21 protein-coding genes are annotated in these 20,005 nt (G+C 64.2%); 7 read left to right on the top strand and 14 right to left on the bottom strand.

The window, feature by feature from the left end; all coding sequences use genetic code 11:
• Positions 1-71: 71 nt before the first annotated feature.
• Entirely contained in the window at positions 72-662 is a 591-nt protein-coding gene (locus JQ631_RS06470; RefSeq protein WP_212324908.1) for a DUF308 domain-containing protein, read from the bottom strand.
• A gap of 101 nt (positions 663-763) precedes the next feature.
• Positions 764-1,348: a TetR/AcrR family transcriptional regulator gene (locus tag JQ631_RS06465; RefSeq protein WP_212324906.1), complete on the bottom strand. Its 585-nt coding sequence runs from the start codon at positions 1,346-1,348 to the stop codon at positions 764-766.
• Positions 1,349-1,425: 77 nt separating this feature from the next.
• On the opposite strand from JQ631_RS06465, the gene JQ631_RS06460 reads away from it, so the two are divergent.
• A complete protein-coding gene (locus JQ631_RS06460; RefSeq protein WP_212324904.1) occupies positions 1,426-1,923 on the top strand; it encodes a peptide deformylase in 498 nt (165 codons plus the stop codon).
• A gap of 63 nt (positions 1,924-1,986) precedes the next feature.
• Here the strand turns inward: JQ631_RS06460 and JQ631_RS06455 are convergent, their stop codons facing one another.
• The 5 genes from JQ631_RS06455 to guaA form a co-directional block, all read right to left on the bottom strand.
• Positions 1,987-2,865, bottom strand: a complete 879-nt coding sequence (locus JQ631_RS06455) for an AraC family transcriptional regulator (RefSeq protein ID WP_212324902.1) — start codon at positions 2,863-2,865, stop codon at positions 1,987-1,989.
• 197 nt (positions 2,866-3,062) lie between these two features.
• Complete coding sequence (locus JQ631_RS06450) at positions 3,063-4,322, bottom strand: serine hydrolase domain-containing protein (protein ID WP_212324901.1); 1,260 nt, start codon at positions 4,320-4,322, stop codon at positions 3,063-3,065.
• Between the two features lie 104 nt (positions 4,323-4,426).
• Positions 4,427-5,188, bottom strand: coding sequence for a class I SAM-dependent methyltransferase (locus tag JQ631_RS06445; protein ID WP_212324900.1), 762 nt, complete (start codon positions 5,186-5,188; stop codon positions 4,427-4,429).
• Between the two features lie 127 nt (positions 5,189-5,315).
• Entirely contained in the window at positions 5,316-6,050 is a 735-nt protein-coding gene (locus tag JQ631_RS06440) for a hypothetical protein (protein ID WP_212324899.1), read from the bottom strand.
• A gap of 34 nt (positions 6,051-6,084) precedes the next feature.
• A complete protein-coding gene (gene guaA / locus JQ631_RS06435) occupies positions 6,085-7,683 on the bottom strand; it encodes a glutamine-hydrolyzing GMP synthase (RefSeq protein ID WP_212324898.1) in 1,599 nt (532 codons plus the stop codon).
• 148 nt (positions 7,684-7,831) lie between these two features.
• On the opposite strand from guaA, the gene JQ631_RS06430 reads away from it, so the two are divergent.
• The 3 genes from JQ631_RS06430 (at position 7,832) to JQ631_RS06420 (ending at position 9,163) form a co-directional block, all read left to right on the top strand.
• Positions 7,832-8,203, top strand: a complete 372-nt coding sequence (locus tag JQ631_RS06430; protein WP_212324897.1) for a nuclear transport factor 2 family protein — start codon at positions 7,832-7,834, stop codon at positions 8,201-8,203.
• A gap of 165 nt (positions 8,204-8,368) precedes the next feature.
• Complete coding sequence (locus tag JQ631_RS06425) at positions 8,369-8,701, top strand: DHCW motif cupin fold protein (protein ID WP_212324896.1); 333 nt, start codon at positions 8,369-8,371, stop codon at positions 8,699-8,701.
• A gap of 252 nt (positions 8,702-8,953) precedes the next feature.
• Positions 8,954-9,163, top strand: coding sequence for a cold-shock protein (locus JQ631_RS06420; protein ID WP_027532363.1), 210 nt, complete (start codon positions 8,954-8,956; stop codon positions 9,161-9,163).
• A gap of 218 nt (positions 9,164-9,381) precedes the next feature.
• On the opposite strand, the gene JQ631_RS06415 is transcribed toward JQ631_RS06420, so the two are convergent.
• A complete protein-coding gene (locus JQ631_RS06415) occupies positions 9,382-10,683 on the bottom strand; it encodes an RsmB/NOP family class I SAM-dependent RNA methyltransferase (protein ID WP_212324894.1) in 1,302 nt (433 codons plus the stop codon).
• 34 nt (positions 10,684-10,717) lie between these two features.
• Positions 10,718-11,140, bottom strand: a complete 423-nt coding sequence (locus tag JQ631_RS06410; protein WP_212324892.1) for an MAPEG family protein — start codon at positions 11,138-11,140, stop codon at positions 10,718-10,720.
• A gap of 168 nt (positions 11,141-11,308) precedes the next feature.
• Here JQ631_RS06410 and JQ631_RS06405 point away from each other — a divergent pair, with 168 nt between their 5' ends.
• Together JQ631_RS06405 and JQ631_RS06400 are read left to right on the top strand one after the other, a co-directional pair.
• Positions 11,309-11,926: an acriflavin resistance protein gene (locus JQ631_RS06405; protein WP_212328516.1), complete on the top strand. Its 618-nt coding sequence runs from the start codon at positions 11,309-11,311 to the stop codon at positions 11,924-11,926.
• A 68-nt stretch (positions 11,927-11,994) separates the two neighbouring features.
• On the top strand, positions 11,995-12,837 hold the full coding sequence (locus JQ631_RS06400; protein WP_212324890.1) for a metallophosphoesterase family protein: 843 nt from the start codon (positions 11,995-11,997) through the stop codon (positions 12,835-12,837).
• Positions 12,838-12,854: 17 nt separating this feature from the next.
• Here JQ631_RS06400 and JQ631_RS06395 read toward each other — a convergent pair whose 3' ends face one another.
• From JQ631_RS06395 to guaB, 3 genes are all read right to left on the bottom strand, one after another.
• Complete coding sequence (locus tag JQ631_RS06395) at positions 12,855-13,154, bottom strand: hypothetical protein (RefSeq protein ID WP_212324888.1); 300 nt, start codon at positions 13,152-13,154, stop codon at positions 12,855-12,857.
• 194 nt (positions 13,155-13,348) lie between these two features.
• A complete protein-coding gene (locus tag JQ631_RS06390) occupies positions 13,349-14,371 on the bottom strand; it encodes an NADPH-dependent curcumin/dihydrocurcumin reductase (RefSeq protein ID WP_212324886.1) in 1,023 nt (340 codons plus the stop codon).
• 170 nt (positions 14,372-14,541) lie between these two features.
• The gene (gene guaB, locus JQ631_RS06385; RefSeq protein ID WP_212324884.1) at positions 14,542-16,032 is read right to left on the bottom strand and encodes an IMP dehydrogenase; all 1,491 of its coding nucleotides are present in this window, start codon (positions 16,030-16,032) and stop codon (positions 14,542-14,544) included.
• Between the two features lie 370 nt (positions 16,033-16,402).
• On the opposite strand from guaB, the gene JQ631_RS06380 reads away from it, so the two are divergent.
• Positions 16,403-17,893: an MFS transporter gene (locus tag JQ631_RS06380; RefSeq protein ID WP_212324882.1), complete on the top strand. Its 1,491-nt coding sequence runs from the start codon at positions 16,403-16,405 to the stop codon at positions 17,891-17,893.
• Between the two features lie 167 nt (positions 17,894-18,060).
• On the opposite strand, the gene JQ631_RS06375 is transcribed toward JQ631_RS06380, so the two are convergent.
• Both JQ631_RS06375 and JQ631_RS06370 read right to left on the bottom strand, forming a co-directional pair.
• Positions 18,061-18,741 (bottom strand): RlmE family RNA methyltransferase, encoded by a 681-nt coding sequence (locus JQ631_RS06375; protein WP_212324880.1) that lies wholly within the window; start codon positions 18,739-18,741, stop codon positions 18,061-18,063.
• A gap of 1 nt (position 18,742) precedes the next feature.
• The gene (locus tag JQ631_RS06370; protein ID WP_212324878.1) at positions 18,743-19,813 is read right to left on the bottom strand and encodes a Ppx/GppA phosphatase family protein; all 1,071 of its coding nucleotides are present in this window, start codon (positions 19,811-19,813) and stop codon (positions 18,743-18,745) included.
• Between the last annotated feature and the right edge of the window lie 192 nt (positions 19,814-20,005).

The raw sequence follows: 20,005 nt of genomic DNA, 5'->3' as shown, positions 1-20,005 counted from the left end.
AGCAGCGGGATCAACCACTTGGATGCCGGCGACCTGAAACATCATGTCACGATCCCGCACACATGATCGCGTCAGCCCAACTCGGCCTGCCTGGCACGCCGGCGCCAATCACTGACGGTGAGCCACACGGCCGAGACCAGGAAGTAGAGCGCGCCGACCCCCGCATAGCCCGCGACGTTCGCGATCGACGGCACCGCGGGCGTCAAGGCTTGTGCGATGAAGAAGCCGCCGGCGAGTGCCGACTGACCGCCGCTGAGCACCATCGCCCATTGCGCGCCAAAACTTTTCCAGCGCCGGATGGCGGTGCCCAGTTGGAGCAGTCCGGACAGGATCGCCCAGGCACCGAAGACGCCGAGCACCCAATTCATGCTCGCTTGCAGGGCGACGATGACCGCGACGGTGGTGACGAGGCTGACCAGAACGTTCAGCGCCTGCGTGCGATTTCGCGCGAGGCCGCCGCTGCGCATGGCGTCGACGAGATTGGCCGCGGCGTCCCATGCCGGATAGAGCACGAGCAAAGCGCCCGCGATCGCCGGAGACTTCGACCCAACGGCAAACGCGGCAGCGACCCAGGCGACCGAGAAAGCCGCGCGGAGGAAATAGTATTGCTTGAGCCATTGCTCGCGATCGTCGCGAACGAGATTCATGTGAGGATGAGCCATTGCCTTCATTCCTTTACCTACTAGTTGGTAGTCATCACGCGCATCAGGAAGCGTTCACCCGGCACGCATGCGAGGTGTCGTTGTCGTCTTGCCGGTATCTCTCAGTGCCTGGCGGACAGCCGCTCCAGCAGCGGCGCGGTGATCACACCGAACATTTTGGGATCGCCATAAGCGCGCGCCGACAGCATCGCGCCGTGAATGGTCGCCATAAATCCTTCAGCCTCGACCCGTGCCGTGCTGGAGAATTTCAGCTGCCCCTTCCGCTTGCCGCGCTCCATCACCGACGTCAGCCACGATGCCAGTGCGCGGAAATGCGAACGGACTTCGAGCGCCACCTCCTCCGGCAGGATCGGAAGCTCGCTGGCCAGCAGCGCGCAGACGCAGAACGGCGCCGTCGCGTCGCGAATGCACGCCTCCCAGTATCCGACATAGCTTTTCAGCTGCTCGCGCGGGTCAGGGACGTTGCGCTCGAGCGCTGCCAGTCCCGCCTCCGCCTCCTCGCGATAGCGCGAGACGAGCGTGCGGACCAGATCGACCTTGCTCGCGAAATGGTGGTGGATGCTCGGCTTGCGGATGCCGACGATCTCGGCGACGTCTGCGTAGCTGAAGCCGTTATAGCCGCCCGCGATGATCAGCGTGCGGGCGCAGGCCAGGATGTCGTCGGCGGTCGAGGAAACATTGGTCATGGCCTTCAACTACCTACCAGTTGGTAGGCCGTCAAGAACGGGGTGCTTCACTCCCCCGTGAGTGGTAGGAGCCCTTCATGGCCATTCGTCCGATCGTCCGCTATCCCGACCGCCGGCTGGCAATGCCGGCCCGCCCCGTCACCGCCTTCGATGACGGACTGCGGGAGTTGGCGGCCGATCTGCTGGAGACGATGCGGGCCGCGCCCGGCATCGGCATCACGGCGCCGCATATCGGCGTGCCCCTGCGGCTCGTCGTGCTCGAGCTCGACGCGAAGGTGGGTCCGCAGACCTACGTCAATCCGCAGATTGAATGGGCCTCGCCCGAGATGATCCTGCACAAGGAGGGCAGCGTCTCGATGCCCGGCGTCAACGACGACGTCCAGCGCCACGCCCGCGTGCGGATCAGCTATCAGGATCTCGACGGCAGCGCGCAGAGCGAGGAGTCCGAAGCCTTGCGCGCCGTCTGCCATCAGCACGAGATCGACCAGCTCGACGGGGTGTTCTGGATCCAGCGTTTGTCGCGGCTGAAGCGGGATCGGCTGGTGAAGAGGTTCGAGAAGATGGGGAGACCGTAGGGCGGATCAGCCCGCGGCTGCGCGAAGTGCAGTCGGTCGGCGTCATCCGCCCTGCGCCCCCGCCTACTTCAGCGGCAGAAACAGCTCCGCTACGGTTTCATGCTCCGGCACGTCGGGAAAGAAGCTCAGCCGCTGGCAATAGATCGGGAAGTCGCGCGCTTCCTCGCCGCTGGCCGGAAGCCAGTCGCGATAGAGGTAGAGCGCGGCCGGCTCGAGATTGTCCGTGAAGCCGACGACGCGCAGCACGGCGCAGCGTCCGCCTGATATCTCGCCGGCCTTGATGTCTTCGCCGTGCGCCTCGACTGGCTGATCGGTCCCGGCACAAAGATCGATGCTGTAATCGGCCGGCCGTGCGGGACGCCGCTCCGAACGCCAGACCGTGAAGGTCGGACTTGTGCTGGGATGCAGATTGGCGGCTTTGCGCCATGCGATGAACCGCTGGATGGTGGTGCCGAGCGTCGCAGGGCTGCCGCGATGCTCCATGATCGCAACCTTCGTGGTGGGCACGTCGCGGATCGTCACGTCGTCGGCGGTAAACGTCTTCATGAGCTTGCTCCTTGCGCTATCGAGGGGCCCGAAGGCCGCAAGCCACGGCTCCCAATCGGGAGACTTCCGGAACGACGACGGTGATTGCCCAAACCGTTGCCGAAAGGCGCGGGCGAAGGCATCGGGTGCGTCGTAACCGGCATCCATCGCGATTTCAGTCACGCTCTGCGCATCCGTGTAAGCCAGCAGGTAGGACGCGCGCTTCATGCGCGCCAGCTGCACATAGCGATGCACGGACAGACCGAAGGTCGCCATGAACTGCCGGTGGAAATGGAATTTCGAGAACGCCGCAACGCCGCTCAGACTGTCCAGGTCCAGGTCAGCGTCGAGATGCCGGTCGATATGGTCCAGCACGCGCCGCATCCGGGCCTGATAGTTTTGCAGTGCCGCCGTCATCGTCCCTCCTCCGTGGCGGATGCAGTTAGGCGATGATGGCCGTGATGCGCTCGACCGATCTTGCGGTTTCGCACACTGTCGTCGCCCGGCTCGACCGGGCGACCCAGTACGCCGCGGCCTCTCGGTCAATCACGATCGTCTCTGGAATACTGGATCGCCCGATTAAATCGGGCGATGACAGCGAGTGTATGGCCCCCCTACCCGCCCGCCATCAGCTCCTTCGCCAGCGCCATGTAGGCCGGCAACGTCACGGGATCGTTGGCCGCGTTGCCCGCGACGGGATGCGAGGCGTAGCGCGCGATCACCATCTCGGCTTTGGGATCGATGTAGATGCCCTGCCCATGCACGCCGCGCGCCATGTAGGCGCCGTGGGCGTTGTGCGTGACCCACCATTGATTGCGATAGGAGGCGCCAGGCAGCGTGGTGTAGCCGGCAGGCCGGAACTTTTCGGGGTCGCCGCCGCGCGCGATGTCCTCGACGACCTGCGACGGCACGATCTGGCGGCCGTTGAAGCGGCCGTGATTGCGGATGGTCTCACCAAAGCGGGCGAGATCGCGCAGCGTCGTCGAGAGGCCGCCGCCACCGCTCTCGGTGCCGATGCGATCGACATGGTAATGCGCGTCCTCCTCCGCACCCATCGGCTGCCAGATCCGCTCGGAGAGAAGATCGGACAGCGTCATGCCGCTGGCCCGCCTGATGATAAAGGCCAGCACATCGGAATTGACTGTCTTGTAGGAAAACGCCTTGCCGTGCTCGCCCTGCTTCTGCTGCCCGACGAGGAAATCGAAGATATTGGTGGCGCCGTCATAGTCCGGCGGAATCGGCGCCATGCCGTTGGCGCGCCGCAAGCCCCACACGTGCGAATTCTTGTCGGTGTAGACTTCGGTGTATTCGAGGCCCGTGGTCATATCCATGGCCTCGTGCACGCGCGCATCACCAAACGCGCTCGCCTTCAGCTCCGGCACATAGTCCGTCACAGGCGCCTGCGGATCGATCTTGCCCTCGGCGATCAGGATGCCGGCGAGCGTGCCGGTGAACGACTTCGTCACCGACATCGCGATATGCGGCTTGTGCGGCTTCAGCGCGCCAAAATAGCGTTCATAGATCAGCTTGCCCCGATGCAATACGGCGATGCCGTCGGCGTACGTCTCCTCCAGCATCTTCGCGAAGGTCATGGGCCGCCCGTCCATCGTGGTCGAGGCGACCGCACCGATATCCTGCTCCGCGCGCGGCAGCGGAGATGCAGGCCCCGCCCCGCGCCAGACGTTTACGGTCGGCACGAGTTGGCGGATGTTGCTCCAGGCCCAGCGCAGTTCGGGGAAGCTGCGGAACGAGCCGTCCTGGAAGGTGATGAGGCGATCGGGGGACGGTGGGAAGCCCTGCATCCAGCCGAGGGCTTCGGGATCGGACTCAGATGAAGTGGCGGGCGGCTGGGCTGCGCTGGCTTGGACTGACATGAACACGGGCTCCGACGAGGACGCCAGTGTCGTACCATGACAGCACAGACCCCACATCCAGCGTTTGCGCGGAGGTGGTCGTCGCTCAGTCGCCCGCTCGCCCGTCAGACCTTCCGATAGGCGAACATGCTGGTCTCGTAAGGGAATGCGATCTCCCCACCGCCGGCGAGTTCGGGCGTGCGCGCGATCAGAGCCCGGACTTCGCTCTCGACCTCGTTGCGCTGCTCTGCCGGCAGCCCGGCGATGAAGCTCACCGACAGCGTCCGTTTGACGACGACTTGCTCGACGGTTCCGACATGGCTGTTGCGAGCGTGACGCTCACCGACGAATTCGAGCCCGGGCGCCGGGAAGACCTTTCGCCACGCGCCGGTGAGATAGCGCGGCGTATCGCCCTCACGCCGATCGAGGATTTTCGACAATGCGGCGACCCACGGCATGCTTTCGTCCCGGCCATTCCAGATCAGCCCGAGCATGCCGCCAGGGGTCAACACGCGCCGCATCTCCGCGACCGCGCTGGACGTTGCGAACCAGTGGAACGCCTGCGCGCAGACCACGGCATCGACCGAGCCATCGGGAAGCGGAATCTCATCCGCCGTCCCGGAAAGAGCGGTGACGTCCGGAAACGCCCGCACCAGTTCGGCGCGCATCTCCTCGATCGGTTCGAGCGCGACGATGTCGCCGCCAGCGTCCTTCAGCGTCCGCAGAAACTTGCCGGTGCCGGCGCCGACCTCGAGAACCTTCTTGCCAGGCACGACCCCAATCACTTCGCGGAGCCAGGTCACCGCTTCGGCCGGATAGCCTGGACGGCCCGAGACATAATCCTTGGCGCCCTCGTGATAGCCCTTCGACTTCTCGTGGACCTTCATGCGCGGCTCCTTTCGAGATTCATTCTTCGCTGAGCGGACGCGACAGTCGTACGATAGATAGAGCGGAAGCGACAATGATCAATCGTGCTCTTATAGACGCGATGGGTTTCGCTGCGTTCTACCCATCCTACGCGCTGCGAGAGAACGGACCAGCCTTGAACCGAGGGGAAAAGCGGCCTTCAAATTCCGGACACAGCATATCGTAGAGGTGATCGAGCTGCTTCACGACCCTCCTCATGACACCATTAAAATCCCTCTGAAGTTCAACGAGCCCTTCTCGGAAGAGCCGCTCGATTGGAAGCTGCTTTCCGTTGGGTCCAACCATTCCGTTGAATCGATGTTCGAACAACGACGCGATCCGGAACGTCTGATCGTCGGAGCTGAACCCCCGCTCGGACCCATGGTGAAAACGGCCGTTCCGCTCTTTGCGCAAGAGTCCCTGATCGTCAATCATCTCTCTAATGTGCGTCAATACATCTCGCGGGATTGGCACCTTTTTAAAGTTCTGAATTGTGCAGGCTTCGAAAGCTAGGCCGCACTCAAACACCTCATTCACGAGGATCATCGCGCAATCGACTACGGAGATGTAACGCCCGAGAAAGGCGTCCGCAGATACCCTGAGCCATTCGTAGCGAGAAACAGGAAACGTCTTAAAATTCTTCGGCATGCCATTCGGCCATAGCATACCGCCGACCATGTTGAGTGACTCGACCCGTCGGGTCAGCATCGACAGAGCATAGTTCACGTCGTAGGCGTACTTGCAATCAGCGTGTTTGGAGAGTTCCTCGTAGGTTTCGAAATGCATTTCTACGATCGAAAGGTCGTAGATGCGCCCTACGAACTCATGATCGTCGGACGACAATACATATCGCTTGAAACCTAACCGGCCGCCCCCCCTACTCCCACTCAATCGTCCCAGGCGGCTTGCTGGTCACGTCGTACACCACCCGGTTCACGCCCTTTACCTCGTTGATGATGCGCGTGGCGGTCTCGCCCAAAAACTTCATGTCGAACTGGTAGAAGTCCGCGGTCATGCCGTCGGTTGAGGTGACGGCGCGCAGGCCCACGACATAATCGTAGGTGCGGCCGTCGCCCATGACGCCCACCGTCTTGACGGGCAGCAGCACGGCGAAAGCCTGCCAGATGTCGTCGTAGAGGCCGTGCTTGCGGATCTGATCGATGTAGACGGCATCGGCCTTGCGCAGGATGTCGAGCTTGTCCTTCGTGATGTCGCCGGGGCAACGGATGGCGAGGCCCGGGCCCGGGAACGGGTGGCGGCCGACGAAGATTTCGGGGAGACCGAGCTCGTAGCCGAGCTTGCGCACCTCGTCCTTGAACAGCTCGCGCAGGGGCTCGACGAGCTTCATGTTCATGCGCTCGGGCAGACCGCCGACATTGTGGTGCGACTTGATCGTCACCGAGGGGCCGCCGGTGAAGGAGACGCTCTCGATCACGTCAGGATAGAGCGTGCCCTGGGCTAAGAAGTCGGCGCCGCCGAGCTTCTTGGCCTCCTGCTCGAACACCTCGATGAAGAGGCGGCCGATGGTCTTGCGCTTTGTCTCAGGGTCGGTGACGCCTTCGAGCTCGCCCAAGAACTGTTTCGACGCATCCACGTGCACGAGCGGGATGTTGTAGTGGTGGCGGAACAGGTCGACGACGGTCTTGGCCTCGTCGAGGCGCAGCATGCCGTGATCGACGAACACGCAAGTGAGCTGGTCGCCGATGGCTTCGTGGATCAGCACGGCCGCGACGGCCGAGTCGACGCCGCCGGAGAGGCCGCAGATCACCTTGCCCCTGCCGACTTGCGCGCGGATCTTGGCGATCTCTTCCGCGCGGAAGGCGCCCATGGTCCAGTCGCCCGTGAGGCCGGCGATCTTGCGGACGAAATTGCGGATCAGTTTTGCGCCGTCGGGCGTGTGCACCACTTCGGGGTGGAACATCAGGCCGTAATATTTGCGCGTCTCGTCCTGGATGATCGCGAACGGCGCGTTCGGCGAGGTGCCGGCGACGGAGAAGCCCGGCGGCATCTTGGTGATGCGATCGCCATGGCTCATCCAGACCTGGTTCTTGCCGCCTGATGACCAGACGTCCTCGAACAGCTTGCTCGGCGCCTTGACCTCGACATCGGCGCGGCCGAATTCGCGGTGATGGCCGCCCTCGACGGTGCCGCCGAGCTGGGCCGCCATGGTCATCTGGCCGTAGCAGATGCCCATCACGGGCACGCCGGAATCGAAGATGGCCTGCGGGGCGCGGGGCGAGCCGGCCTCATGCACCGACTCCGGTCCGCCGGAGAGGATCACCGCTTTCGGCTTCATCTCGACGAAGGCGGCTTCGGCCTTGTTGAACGGGACGATCTCGCAATAGACGCCGTCCTCGCGCACGCGACGCGCGATCAGCTGCGTCACCTGGCTGCCGAAGTCGACGATGAGAATCTTGTCGTGCGCCGAGGCCACGGAGGGCGTCGACGCGGAGCGGTCGTTCTGTGCTGCTGTCATGGGCAGCAAATACGCGATGAGCCCCCTGCCCGCAACCGCGCGGACTGCGCGCCCACATTCTTCTTTGGGCATGGACAAATGGATATAGGTAAGTATTATTGACCTAATTTGCCCTACCTATAAACAGGGGGCGATCAGGGAGAACGCCATGTCGCAGTACCATCAGCCATCAACGCTTGCCGCGCTCGGCCGGACCTGGGTCGAGGCCTGGAACGCACGCGATCTCGAACGGGTGCTGACGCTCTACGACGACGCTGCGGTGATGACCTCGGACCGCATCCCGGCGATGGGATTTGATGCCAGCGGCACCGTGCATGGCAAAGATGAGTTGCGCGCGTATTGGGGCAAGGCGCTCGGGCTGCTGCCGGAACTGCACTTCACGTTGATCGACGTGTACGTCAGCCCTGACAGCGTGGTGGTGTTTTACCAGAACGAGCGCGGGAAGAAGATCTGCGAGTATCTGCGGGTGAATGATGCGGGACTGATCGTGCAGGGATCGGCGAACCATTTGTTGCATTGAGCGCAGCACTCTCCACGTCATTGCGAGCGTAGCGAAGCAATCCAGACTGCCTCTGGGGCAACACTCTGGATTGCTTCGTCGCAAGAGTTCCTCGCAATGACGGAGACTGTGGCGCGCGCGTGCGCTAACAACAGGGATTGCCGGCGCTGATACAGGATTCTCCCCATGAAGCTCCCCACCTCGCCTTTCACCGTCACCGACTGGAGCAAGGTCGAAGCCACCACGCATCCCGGCGAGACCGGCGAAGCCAAATGGCGAACGCTCAACATCGGCGAGTTGCGCGTGCGGATGGTCGAGTATTCGCCGGGCTATCTCGCCGATCACTGGTGCGATCGCGGGCACGTGCTCTACGTACTGGCAGGCGAGCTCGACAGCGAGTTGCGCGACGGGCGCACGTTCAAGCTGACGCCGGGCATGAGCTACCAGGTCTCGGATTTCGGCGATGCCGCGCATCGCTCGTCGACGGCGAAGGGTGCCACTCTCTTCATCGTGGATTGACGGAACTCATCGTGTGCAGCGCAAAATAGCAAACTCCGCAGCGCTCGCCGTGAGGGCGCGCTGCCTTGAAGTTGCCCCAAAAACTCGCTAGATTGTGAACATCGATCCTTGGCCGAACGACTGGGCCGCTCCGTCTCATTTCCAATGGGCGAGCACGTTTCAGGTATTTCTCCAAAATCGACCAATAGGGACGTGGGCGCAATGAAGCGCATTTGTCCCCCTGAGTGCATCGTCAATCGAAAGGAAATGACTATGGCAATGGGCACCGTGAAGTGGTTCAACAACCAAAAGGGCTTTGGCTTCATCCAGCCGGATGACGGCGCAAAGGACGTCTTCGTTCACATCAGCGCCGTTGAGCGCGCTGGTCTGTCGACCCTCAACGAGGGCCAGAAGGTCTCCTTCGACATCGTTGCGGACCGCCGCAGCGGCAAGTCGTCGGCCGACAACCTCCGCGCCGGCTAGTTGACCGCGACATTCGCGATCTGACCACGGACGTACCGGCAGATCGTTGAGTTCAGAAACCCCGCGACCGGGATTCCGGTTCGCGGGGTTTTTGTTTGAGGGATGGCGCCGCATCGGCAGTGCCGTAGGTGGGCAAAGCGGAGCGTGCCCACCACCTGTCGGCAAGAGATCGTGGGCACGGCGCTTGCGCGCCTTTGCCTACCTTACGAGACCTTCTCCTACGAGACCTTCTTCAGCACCGAGACAAAGAACCCGTCCGTGCCGGTGCGGCGCGGGGTCATCAGCCAGCCCTCGGGCGATTGCAGCGCGGCCTGCGCAAACTCCTCGGCCTTGTCCCAGAGCACGCTTGCGGTCTGCTCCGGCGGCACCACCGCGAAGTCCGGATGCCTGGCGACGAAGGCCCTCACCTGCTCGCCGTTCTCCTCCGGGAGGACCGAGCAGGTGATGTAGGCGATGCGGCCGCCGGCCTTGACTAGCGGCGCTGCGCGCTCCAGCACCTCGGCCTGGTCCTTGAGGCGGATTTCCAGCGCGCCCGGCCGCATGCGCCATTTGGCATCGGGGTTGCGGCGCCAGGTTCCGGTTCCCGTGCAGGGCGCGTCGATGACGACGAGGTCGGCGGTCGCGCTGATGTCGACGAGCGGATCGGCGTCGCCCCTGGGCGTGCGGACATCGGCGTTGTGGACGCCGGCGCGCGACAGGCGTTCGTGGATCGGCACGAGCTGGCGCTTGTCGCTATCGGTCGCGATCAGCCGGCCCTTGCCCTGCATCATGGCTGCGAGCGCCAGCGTCTTGCCGCCGGCCCCGGCGCAGAGATCGATCACCTGCTCGCCCGGTTTTGCCGCGGTGAACAGCGCCGCAAGCTGCGATCCCTCATCCTGCACTTCAATGCCGCCCTTGATGAAATCCTCCTCGGCCTGGATTCCCGGGTTGCGCGCATCGGCAGAAAGCGCGATGCGCACGCCGTTTGGCGACCATGGCGTCGGTTTCGCATGAAGATGAGCAAGCGCCTTCAGCACCTTGTCGCGATTGGATTTTAGCGTGTTGACGCGCAGATCGAGCGGCGCCCGGCTCGCCATCGCCACGGCCTCCGCCGCGCGGTCCTCGCCGAACACCTTGGTGAGATGAGGATCCAGCCATTCCGGATAGTCGCCGGCGGTCGCGGCCGGTGCGCCCTCGAGCGAGCGCGAGGAGAGCGCCGCCTGCTCGGCGTCCGTCAGCGGCTCCGGCGCAAACCGGCTGCCGTCGAACATGGCGGCCATGGTCGCGGTGTCCATGTTCCGCTCGAGACGGAGCATGCCGATCAGGCGCGCGCGCGCGGTATCGTCGTCCATGAGATAGGCGCTCGAGGCATAACGGCGCAGCACGTCCCAGACCAGGCCCGCAATGGCGGCGCGGTCGCCGGAGCCGGCAAAGCGGTGCGCGGTGCCCCACTCCTTCAGCGCCTTGGCCGCGGGCACGCGGTCGCGTTCGATGGTGTCGATCAGTTCGATGGCTGCGGACAGCCGGGCAGCGGGAGTCATTTGAATCTTTCAGATGAAATCAGACTCGCAAGAGTCAGATCAGCAACAGGATTTTCAGTGCGAAGTAGATCCACATCGCCAGCAGCACCAGCACGCCGGCGAGCCAGACCGACGAGCGCCGGCCGAGATCGTTCGAGGTGACGAACACGCCGGCATGGGCAAAGCGCGTCACCACGAACACCCAGGACATCAGCACGATGAAGAGATCGGCATGGCGCAGCGGCATGGCCAGCGCGATCAGGGCGTAGAACAGCAGCGGCAGCTCGAACTGGTTGCGGTAGCAATTGGCGATTTGGGTGGCGCCCTTCGGCCAGTTCGGCTCGCCCAGCGCAATGTCGCGGATCTTGGTGTCGCCCGAGACCAGCGCATTGCGGCGTCCGAGCACCATGCCGATCAGCAGCGCGAAGGTGAGGCCGACCTGCACGAAGACCGGCAGCAGGACCATTTGAACGGACATCGGATCTTTCCCGTCAGGCGGATTGCCGCAGACCGTCATTAGCCGCGACTTCTGGCGCTGACAATCAACCAGTTGAACCGACGTTCCCGCATCTGCGACCAACTGCCGATCATTCAAGCGATTTTGGCCCATTGCGGGCCTGCAAGGCGGGTCCGCCAAGTGAGCACCATCAGCACCCTGTCCGGCCTTTGGACCGAATCCGCCGACGGCCAGCTCGGGCTCTGGATGTCGGCGCTGTCAGGCGTCGCGGCGGCCCTCGCCGTCGCGCTGGCGCTGACGGTGTATTTCCGACTGGGATACCGGAGCCGGCGCGACCTCGTCAGGCACGGTCTGGCCGTGCTTGCGGCCGTCGCCCTGCTCGCCTTCGTCGGCTACGACATGCGCCACGCCGCGCTCGCCTATCTCGGCCTCAACCCGTCCAAGCCCGCGGTCGAGTTCGAGATCCGGATGCCGCGCGAAACACTCAGCGCCGTTTCCGCCGACACCCAGATCGAGCTGCACACGGATCGCAACCAGACCCTCGCTCTGGTCGACGGCGTCACCGACCTTGCCGACGGGCGCGCGTTGCTGCGCGGCGCGGTGGCGCTGAACCACCACACCGCCGACCGTGTGCTGGTCCTGAACCTGCCCGGCAAGGGCACCTTCGAGTTCCGCCTGCGTCTGCCCGCCGAGCCGCATCGCACCGGGCAGTTCGGCCCATGGCACCTCGCCGACCGCATCGCCTCGCCGATCGCAAGCGACGTCGCGCAACAGGACGCCTATACGATCCGCTACCGCGTGCTTTAAACTTTGTTTCATCGCGGGTTTTGCGCTGATGTCATCGTTCCGACGTTTGGCGGGACGATAGTTTGCGCATGTCCGAATTTCGCATCACCCAGATTTCCGACACGCATCTCGGTCGGCGCTTTCCCGGCCTGATCGCCAACTTTCATCACGTCAGCGAGCACATCGACGCAAGCAGGCCTGATCTCGTCATCAACACCGGCGACGTTTCGTTCGACGGGCCGACCAGCCGCGACGATATGGAGTTCGCGAAGAGCCTGCACGCCGCTCTGCCCGTTCCCTGCCGCTACATTCCCGGCAATCACGACATCGGCGACAATCCGACCGCACTCGGGCCCGCGCCAAAACCGCCGGTCGCGGAAGTTCATCGCCGGCAATTCCGCGACATCATCGGCGAGGACCATTGGTCGTTCGACGCCGCAGGCTGGCGCTTCATCGGCCTCAACGCGCTGGTGATGAATTCAGGACTCGCGTTCGAGGCCGAGCAGTTCGACTGGCTCGCCTCGGCGATTGCAGGCGCGAACGGAAAACCGGTCGCGCTGTTCATCCACAAGCCGCTGTTTCTCAATCTGCCCGACGATCCTGAAACACCGGAAACTTCGATCCGCTACGTGCCGCAGCCGGCGCGCGCGCGGCTGATCGAGATGTTTGCGCGCATCGACCTCCGCCTCATCGCCAGCGGTCACGTGCACCAGCGCCGCGATTTCACCTTCCGCCACACCAGGCACGTCTGGGCACCCTCGGCCGGCTTCAAGATCAACGACGCGCGCCAGGACCGGATTGCAATCAAGGAAGTCGGGCTCGTCGAGTATCGCTTCCAACCCGACAGCCTTGAAGTCCGCCACGTCCGCGCGGCGGGCCAGATCGACGTCGATATCGAAGAGCTGCTCGCGCAGATGGGCGGCGAACACTAGCCCCCCCGCTTCGCCGCTCAGGCGACGCTCTTGAGATCCTGCTGGATCGCAGCCAGCAACGATTGCAGCACCTCGCTGGTCACCGGCGCAGATGCTGAATCGTTGGCAGGCACAGTCTTGGCGGGCTCGGCCGCCTTGACCGGACGCTTGGGAAAGCGCGGCGGCGGGGTCGGCATCGGAAGCTGCGCGGACGCCTCTTCATCCTCGCTGTGCACGAACTTGCCGTGGATGACGTCGTCATGGCGACCCATGACGAACATGGCCACCCAATAGCCGGCGGCCAGAACGATGACGCTGAAAATACCGATCTCTAACATCGCAACACCCTAAAATATGCGCGATGATTCAATGCCTTCGCCGGGACGTCAATGAACCCTCGGTCACACCTGCGGACTTTACGGGCAGGTGTGGCCGATTGGTAACTCTTTGTTAACCAGCGGCGCCCGAGGTGTGGCACTGGGGCAACCAAACGGCGCCCCAGGCCTCCACCAGGCGCTCCAGGCCTTGAAGGCTAAGCCTTGTCCGGCCCGACCCGCACCAGCTGCTTGCCGAAATTGGCGCCCTTCAGGAGCCCGATGAAGGCACCGGGGGCGCTCTCCAGGCCCTCGGTGACGAACTCCTTGTACTTCACCTTGCCGTCGCGGACCCAGGTGGACATGTCGCGCAGAAAGTCGCCGTGGCGCGAGGCGAAGTCGGAGACGATGAAGCCGCGGAAGGTCAGCCGCTTGGTCAGCGTCGCACGCATCATCGACGCAGCCCATTTCGGCGGCTTGGCCTCGGTGTCGTTGTAATGGGCGATCAGGCCGCAGACCGGCACGCGCGCGAACGGATTGAGCAGCGGGAACACCGCCTCGAACACCGCGCCGCCGACGTTCTCGAAATAGACGTCGATACCCCCAGGGCAGGCATCTTTCAGCTTCGCGGCGAGCTGGGGATCGCGGTGATCAATGCAGGCATCGAAGCCGAGCTCCTTCACCACGTAGTCGCACTTGTCCTTGCCGCCGGCGATGCCGACTGCACGCGCGCCCTTGATCTTCGCGATCTGGCCGACGGCCGAGCCGACTGCGCCGGACGCGCCGGCGACGACGACGGTCTCGCCTTCCTGCGGCTTGCCGATGTCGAGCAAGCCCGTGTACGCGGTCATGCCGGGCATGCCGAGCACACCGATTGAGGTCGAGATCGGACCGAGCTTGGGATCGACCTTGATCAGGCCCTTGCCGTTCGAGATCGCATGCGTCTGCCAGCCGGTCCGCGCACGGACAATCTCGCCTACCGCGAAATCAGGATTGCTGGAGGCCGCGACCTCGCTCACCGCCTCGCCTTCCATCACGCCGCCAACAGGCACCGGTGCCGCGTAGGACGGACCATCGCTCATGCGCCCACGCATATAGGGATCGAGCGACAGCCAGACCGTTCGCAGCAACACTTCGCCCGCGGCGGGCGTCGGCACTGCGAATTCCTCCAGGCGAAAATCAGATGATTTGGGTTCGCCGACGGGACGCGCGGCGAGAACGATGCGTTTTGCTTGGGACATGATGGCTTCCTCCACTTCACTGTCATTGCGAGCGAAGCGAAGCAATCCAGTCGCGTCAACACAAAAGCACTGGATTGGATGACCGCGAAGGCGGCCACGGTTCTCGTGTCCCGGACGCGCTGCAACGTGCAACGTTGCTGCGCAGAGCCGGGCACGAGAGCGCAGAGCGACTAGCCCCCGCCCGGATAGTTCGGCGCCTCGCGCGTGATCGTCACGTCGTGGACGTGGCTTTCGCGCAGGCCGGCACCGGTGATGCGGACGAACTGAGCTTTGTCGTGCAGCTCCTTCATGTCCTTGGCGCCGACATAGCCCATCGCGGCGCGCAAGCCGCCGGCAAGCTGGTGCATGACGTTGCCGACCGGGCCCTTGTAGGGCACTTGGCCTTCGATGCCCTCAGGCACGAGCTTGAGCGTGTCCTTGATGTCCTGCTGGAAGTAGCGGTCGGCCGAGCCGCGCGCCATCGCGCCGACCGAACCCATGCCGCGATAAGCCTTGTAGGAACGACCCTGCCACAGGAAGACTTCGCCCGGCGTCTCGTCGGTGCCGGCGAGCAGCGAGCCGACCATGGCGATGTCAGCGCCGGCAGCGAGCGCCTTGGCGAGATCGCCGGAGAACTTGATGCCGCCGTCGGCGATGACGGGGATGTCCGACTTCTTGGCAGCCTCGACCGCGTCCATGATCGCGGTGAGCTGGGGCACGCCGACGCCGGCGACGATGCGCGTGGTGCAGATCGAGCCCGGGCCGATGCCGACCTTGATGCAGTCCGCGCCCGCATCGATCAGCGCCTGCGCGCCTTCTGCCGTGGCGACATTGCCGGCGACGACCTGCACGGAGTTGGAGAGACGCTTGATGCGGTTGACGGCGTGCAGCACGTGGCGGGAATGCCCGTGCGCGGTGTCGACCACGACGAGATCGACACCGGCATCGATCAGCCGCTCGGTGCGCTCGAAGCCGGTGTCGCCAACGGTGGTGGCGGCGGCAACGCGGAGACGCCCCTGCGCGTCCTTGCAGGCGAGCGGATGGGCAACCGCCTTCTCCATGTCCTTGACGGTGATCAGGCCGACGCAGCGGTACTGCTCATCGACCACGAGCAGCTTCTCGATGCGGTGATGATGCAGCAACCGCCTGGCTTCGTCCTGGCTGACATTCTCGCGCACCGTGACGAGACCTTCATGCGTCATCAGCTCGGAGACTTTTTGCCGGCGATCGGTGGCAAAGCGCACGTCGCGGTTGGTAAGGATGCCGACCAGCTTGCCGGGCGTATTCTTGCCGGCGCCGGTGACGACGGGAATGCCGGAGATGCCGTGATCGCTCATCAGCTTGAGCGCGTCATCGAGCGTGGCCTCGGGGCTGATGGTGAGCGGGTTCACCACCATGCCCGACTCGTAACGCTTGACCTGGCGCACCTGGGCGGCCTGCCCTTCGGGATCGAAATTGCGGTGGATGACGCCGAGGCCGCCGGCCTGCGCCATGGCGATCGCCATGCGAGCCTCGGTGACCGTGTCCATGGCAGAGGCCATGATCGGGATGTTCAGCGGAATGGCCCGGGTGACGCGTGAGCGGATGTCGACCTCACCCGGCATGACATCCGACAGGCCCGGCTTCAACAGCACGTCGTCGAACGTAAAGGCTTCGCGAATGCCTTGGTGCACCGTGGCCATGTGCCAACTCCTTCCGCGGCCCTGCCGCAAACAAGTATGGATGAGCGCCACCCTCGGCGTACCTTGCGGCATCACCGGAGAATCGGAGCCCATCGGTGGGGTTGACGCGGGTCGATAGCACGCCTGCGTGACGAATCAAAGCAAATCGGACCGCTGGCCAGCCATGCACAGGCTTTTTTGCGTAATTTCAGCGGGGATGCCTGACCGGAGGCCCCGGTCACACCGGGGCGCGACGAAGTCGCGAGCCCGGAATGACGACGGCGCGTTACGCAGGATTTAGGTGCTATGCGCCGATCCGCAATGGTCGGGCGCCGGTGGCAGTGATAAGCCCCAATGCTCGCTTCCTTCTGATTTCCATTACCAATCCGTCATGGTCGACAAGCAACGCATCATTCCGCTGATCGTGGCCACTGCTCTCTTCATGGAGAACATGGACTCCACGGTGATCGCCACCTCGCTGCCGGCGATCGCGGCCGACATCGGCACCAATCCGCTGGCGCTGAAACTCGCGATCACCTCCTACCTCCTGTCGCTCGCGGTGTTCATCCCGGCGAGCGGCTGGACCGCCGACAGGTTCGGCGCGCGCATGGTGTTCGCGATCGCCGTCGGCGTGTTCATGGTCGGCTCGGTCGGCTGTGCGCTGTCGAGCTCGATCACCGATTTCGTGTTCGCGCGCATTCTCCAGGGCATGGGCGGCGCGATGATGACGCCGGTCGGGCGTCTGGTGCTGCTGCGATCCGTCGACAAGAGCGCGCTGGTCAACGCCATGGCCTGGGTGACCGTCCCGGCCCTGATTGGTCCGGTGATCGGTCCGCCGCTCGGCGGCTTCATCACGACCTACGCGTCATGGCACTGGATCTTCCTGATCAACATCCCGATCGGGCTGCTCGGCATCTTCATGGCCTTGAAGTTCATCGATCCCATCAAGAGCGAGACGCAGGAGAAGTTCGATCTCTACGGCATGGTGCTCGCGGGAATCGGGCTTGCCGGCATTGCGTTCGGTCTCTCTGTGGCCGGGCTCAACCTGCTGCCCTGGAGCACGATTGCAGCGTTGGTCGCGGGCGGCGCGATCTCGATGACGCTCTACGTCATTCATGCCCGGAAGACGGGATCGCCGGTGCTGGATTTCTCGCTACTGAAGCTCCCGACGCTGCGCGCGGCCGTGGTCGGCGGCTTCCTGTTCCGGCTCGGCGTCGGAGCCCTGCCCTTCCTGCTGCCGCTGTTGATGCAGATCGGATTCGGGCTGTCGCCGTTTCATTCCGGCCTCGTCACCTTCTCCTCCTCGCTCGGCGCCATGGGCATGAAGACGCTGGCGGCGCGTCTCATCCGCGCCTTCGGCTTCCGCAATCTGATGACCGTGAACGCGATCATCAGCGCGTTCTTCCTCGGCGTCTGCGCGCTTTTCACGGTGACGACCCCGCTGCTGATCATCATGGTGATTCTGGTGGTTGGCGGCTTCTTCCGTTCGCTGGAGTTCACTGCGATCAACACGGTGGCCTATGCCGAGGTCGAGAGCCCGCAGATGAGCCGCGCCACGACGCTCGTCAGCGTCAACCAGCAGCTTGCCGTCTCCGCCGGAGTCGCCGTCGGCGCAGCCTCGGTCGAGACCACGATGTGGCTGAACCACGTCAGCGAGCTCAATGCCACCGTGTTCATGCCTGCCTTTATGGTGGTGGCGCTGACCTCGGCAGCCTCGAGCTGGTTCTTCTGGAAGATGCCCGCTGACGCCGGCCACGAGATCTCCGGCCGCAAGGCTGTGGAAATCGCGAGCCGCAAGGGTGCGGCCAAGAGCGCCGCCACCGCCGCCGTCAAGGTGGCGACGGAAGACACGCAGGACATGCGCGATCAGCGGCTGGGGTGAGTTGAGCGAACAGGTTCAACACAGTTATGTCGTCCGGCGAAGGCCGGGACCCATAACCACCAGGCAGCAATTTGGCGGAGGATCGTCATTCGTTAATGCGATCGGACACGATCGATAGATTCCGCGGTATGGGTCCCTGCCTTCGCCGGGACGACGGCGCAAATTAATTATGCGCCGCCCCGAAATCCCGTCGCGAGCACGTAACGCTCGGATGAATCCTGCCGGCTCGCGGCCGGCTTGACATGGCGCACCGTCGCGAAGTCGCGCTTGAGCTGGGCGAGCAGATCGGCATCGGCGCCGCTCTGGAACGTCTTGGCCAAAAACGCGCCGCCGGGCTTCAGCACATCGCAAGCGAACGCCGCCGCGGTTTCGACAAGGCCGACGATGCGAAGCTGATCCGTCTTGCGGTGGCCGGTGGTGTTGGCGGCCATGTCGGACATCACCACATCGGCGCCGCCGCCGAGCATCGCGGTGAGTTTCTCCGGCGCGTCGTTGTCCATGAAATCGAGCTGTGCGAACTCGACGCCGGGGATTTCCGGCATCTCCAGGAGGTCGATCGCGACGACCTTGCCCTTGCCGTCGACCGATCCGACGCGCTTGGCGGCGATCTGGCTCCAGCCGCCAGGCGCGGCGCCAAGATCGACCACCGCCATGCCTGACTTCAGCAGCCGGAACTTGTCGTCGATCTCCAGCAGCTTGAACGCGGCGCGCGAGCGATAGCCCGCGGCCTTGGCCTTGACGACATAGGGATCGTTGAGCTGTCGCTCCAGCCAAAGCTTGGACGACAGTTTGCGCTTGCCGCCGGTCTTGACCTGGACGTGCAAGCGGCCGGTGGTGTCTTTCGCCATCTCACCAGCTCCTGAGCGCGCCGTCCTCGCGCATCATCTCGACCAGCATGCCCTCGCGCAGGCCGCGGTCGGCGACGCGCAAGCGTGGCAGCGGGAAAGCGTGCCTGATGGCATCGAGGATGGCGCAGCCGGCCAGCACGAGATCGGCGCGCTCGATGCTGATGCAGCTGTTGTTGGCGCGGTCCTCATAGCTCATGCCGAGCAGCTTGTTGATGGTCGCGGAGACGTCGGCATCGTTCATCCAGATGCTGTCGATGCGACGGCGATCATACCGCACCAGATTGAGATGGATGCCGGCGAGCGTCGTCACGGTGCCCGAGGTGCCGAGCAGATGCATGTCGGTGAGATCGCGGCCATGTTCCGCGGCGAACGGCGCGACATGGTTGGCGACTTCCTGCTCCATCGCGGCATAGATCTCCGGCGTCACGTCGCGGCCGCCGAACTGCTCGGCCAGTGTGACGACGCCAAGCGGGATCGACATCCACGCCTTGATGCGCGGCTCCGGATTCTGCGGGTCTCGCTCGATCCGCACCAGCTCGGTCGAGCCGCCGCCGATATCGAACAGGATGGCGCCCCGCCCCTTGGGATCGACAAGCGGCGAGCAGCCGAGCATGGCGAGCGAGGCTTCGGTCCCGCGGTCGATCACCTCGAGCTCGATACCAGTCTCGGCCGCGACGCGACTGCGGAAACCCTCTGCGTTCGAGGCCGCGCGGCAGGCTTCGGTCGCGATCAGCCGCAGCCGCTTGGCTTTGCGCAGGTTGATCTTGTCCCGGCAGATGCTGAGCGCCGCGATGGCGCGATCGATCGCGGCCTCGCTGATGCATCCGGTCGCCGAGACGCCCTCGCCGAGCCGGATGATCCGCGAGAAGGAATCGACCACGCGGAAGCCGTCGTGGGTCGGACAGGCGATCAGGAGCCTGCAATTGTTGGTGCCGAGGTCCAGCGCCGCATAGACGCCGGTTCCCGCTTGCGCGGGGACGGCCGGTCCGGGGGCCAACGCCACCGCCGCCATCGACCCCTCCAGCTCACCGTGCGGCACAAGGCCGTCGCGGAGCCGCGTGTGGTCATTCATACAAACTGTCTTTCCGCGGCCGGTCGGGCCGGTCTGGAATTGATTTTTCGCCGGAAACATTAGCAGCGCGGCTGACATGCGCAACATCGCATCACATAGGACCATGTCCATTCGTGCGTTGTCGTGAACGGGGCGGTGGGTTATCTCAGAGATCCCGGTCCCCCAGGCGCCCACATCTCGCGCAAATGCCGG

The sequence above is a fragment of the Bradyrhizobium manausense genome, assembly GCF_018131105.1.
Lineage (GTDB): Bacteria > Pseudomonadota > Alphaproteobacteria > Rhizobiales > Xanthobacteraceae > Bradyrhizobium > Bradyrhizobium manausense_B.
Note: the sequence above shows the minus strand (reverse complement) of the source record. Positions and strands in the feature narration are given on the sequence as shown.

Bases quoted from the DNA above. Each gene is read 5' to 3' on its own strand.
- JQ631_RS06420 (WP_027532363.1), top strand. From the start codon at position 8,954: ATGGCAATGGGCACCGTGAAGTGGTTCAACAACCAAAAGGGCTTTGGC.
- JQ631_RS06400 (WP_212324890.1), top strand. From the start codon at position 11,995: ATGTCCGAATTTCGCATCACCCAGATTTCCGACACGCATCTCGGTCGG.
- guaB (WP_212324884.1), bottom strand. From the start codon at position 16,032: ATGGCCACGGTGCACCAAGGCATTCGCGAAGCCTTTACGTTCGACGAC.
- JQ631_RS06390 (WP_212324886.1), bottom strand. From the start codon at position 14,371: ATGTCCCAAGCAAAACGCATCGTTCTCGCCGCGCGTCCCGTCGGCGAA.
- JQ631_RS06395 (WP_212324888.1), bottom strand. From the start codon at position 13,154: ATGTTAGAGATCGGTATTTTCAGCGTCATCGTTCTGGCCGCCGGCTAT.
- JQ631_RS06380 (WP_212324882.1), top strand. From the start codon at position 16,403: ATGGTCGACAAGCAACGCATCATTCCGCTGATCGTGGCCACTGCTCTC.
- JQ631_RS06445 (WP_212324900.1), bottom strand. From the start codon at position 5,188: ATGAAGGTCCACGAGAAGTCGAAGGGCTATCACGAGGGCGCCAAGGAT.
- JQ631_RS06370 (WP_212324878.1), bottom strand. From the start codon at position 19,813: ATGAATGACCACACGCGGCTCCGCGACGGCCTTGTGCCGCACGGTGAG.
- JQ631_RS06375 (WP_212324880.1), bottom strand. From the start codon at position 18,741: ATGGCGAAAGACACCACCGGCCGCTTGCACGTCCAGGTCAAGACCGGC.
- JQ631_RS06415 (WP_212324894.1), bottom strand. From the start codon at position 10,683: ATGACTCCCGCTGCCCGGCTGTCCGCAGCCATCGAACTGATCGACACC.
- guaA (WP_212324898.1), bottom strand. From the start codon at position 7,683: ATGACAGCAGCACAGAACGACCGCTCCGCGTCGACGCCCTCCGTGGCC.
- JQ631_RS06470 (WP_212324908.1), bottom strand. From the start codon at position 662: ATGGCTCATCCTCACATGAATCTCGTTCGCGACGATCGCGAGCAATGG.
- JQ631_RS06425 (WP_212324896.1), top strand. From the start codon at position 8,369: ATGAAGCTCCCCACCTCGCCTTTCACCGTCACCGACTGGAGCAAGGTC.
- JQ631_RS06430 (WP_212324897.1), top strand. From the start codon at position 7,832: ATGTCGCAGTACCATCAGCCATCAACGCTTGCCGCGCTCGGCCGGACC.
- JQ631_RS06410 (WP_212324892.1), bottom strand. From the start codon at position 11,140: ATGTCCGTTCAAATGGTCCTGCTGCCGGTCTTCGTGCAGGTCGGCCTC.
- JQ631_RS06460 (WP_212324904.1), top strand. From the start codon at position 1,426: ATGGCCATTCGTCCGATCGTCCGCTATCCCGACCGCCGGCTGGCAATG.
- JQ631_RS06450 (WP_212324901.1), bottom strand. From the start codon at position 4,322: ATGTCAGTCCAAGCCAGCGCAGCCCAGCCGCCCGCCACTTCATCTGAG.
- JQ631_RS06465 (WP_212324906.1), bottom strand. From the start codon at position 1,348: ATGACCAATGTTTCCTCGACCGCCGACGACATCCTGGCCTGCGCCCGC.
- JQ631_RS06455 (WP_212324902.1), bottom strand. From the start codon at position 2,865: ATGACGGCGGCACTGCAAAACTATCAGGCCCGGATGCGGCGCGTGCTG.